1 protein-coding gene is annotated in these 1,058 nt (G+C 47.9%); it reads right to left on the minus strand.

The window, feature by feature from the left end; translation table 11 throughout:
• Nucleotides 1-270: 270 nt before the first annotated feature.
• Entirely contained in the window at nucleotides 271-921 is a 651-nt protein-coding gene (locus KDK16_RS07875) for a WD40 repeat domain-containing protein (protein WP_373690948.1), read from the minus strand.
• Between the last annotated feature and the right edge of the window lie 137 nt (nucleotides 922-1,058).

Raw genomic sequence — 1,058 nt, forward strand, 5'->3', positions numbered from 1 at the left:
GGAACAGCGACGGATCGACCGGCACTGACACAAGATGATGCAGTCTCCGGTTGAGCTTGCCTGATGGGTAGAGTGTCTGATTGTGCAATGCAGGAGTTATTATCTATTCCATGCATCCCTGAATGCTCCAAAGTAGTTATTTATCTTCGATCAGTGAGGACAGTCAATGTCGATACCGAAGAGTTAGAGTCGGTTTTTGAATGAAAGTTCAAAAAATGTTGCTAAGGGCAACAAACAGAATTTCTGCCTTTTAGCGCACTCAAAATGGCATTACTCAGTGACAGCAAGTAATGAATGGTTGCTTCGTAGTTCAGTGATCTTCACCGATTTGTCGTTGGAGGCGGTTACCACATAACGACCATCGGCGCTGAAGGTGGCTGAGTAGATCCAGCCATTATGGGAAACACTGGCTTTTTCTGACCATGATCCATCGGCCATCTGACCAATGAGTTTCGCCGTTCCTTCACCGCTGGTTGTCACCAGGTGGCGGCCGTCAGGGCTGAAAGTGGCTGAGAAAGCCTCGAATCCGTACCTATGGAAAAAGATGGCTTTTTGTTTCCATGATCCATTGGCTTTCTTGTAAATTCTTACCGAACCATCCTTACTGGCAGTGGCCACATAGCGGCCATCGGGACTGAAGTTGGCTGAGTTGACACAGTGAGTATGGCTAAGGGTGTCTTCTGGTTCCCATGCCCCATCGTCCTTGTGGACATAGATTTTCGCAGTGTTGTCGTCACTTGCAGTCACCACACGACGGCTATCAGGACTGAAGCTGGCTGAGTTGACACAGTTTTTATGGAAAATGACAGCTGCTTTTTTCCACGATCCATCAGCCTCCAGGCTATGGATTTGCGCTGTGTGATCGGAACTGGCGGTAACTACATGGCGGCAATTGGTGCTGAAATTGGCTGAATTGACAATATGACTATTAACGAAAAGGAATTCGTAAACTCAGCCAACCTGAGTGTCGATGGCCGCCATCTGGTCACCGCCGGTGGCGATTGCTCAGCGATAATCTATGTTCATAAGGCTGATGGATCATGGGAAATAACAACCAC

The sequence above is a fragment of the Endozoicomonas sp. SESOKO4 genome (assembly GCF_024606275.1).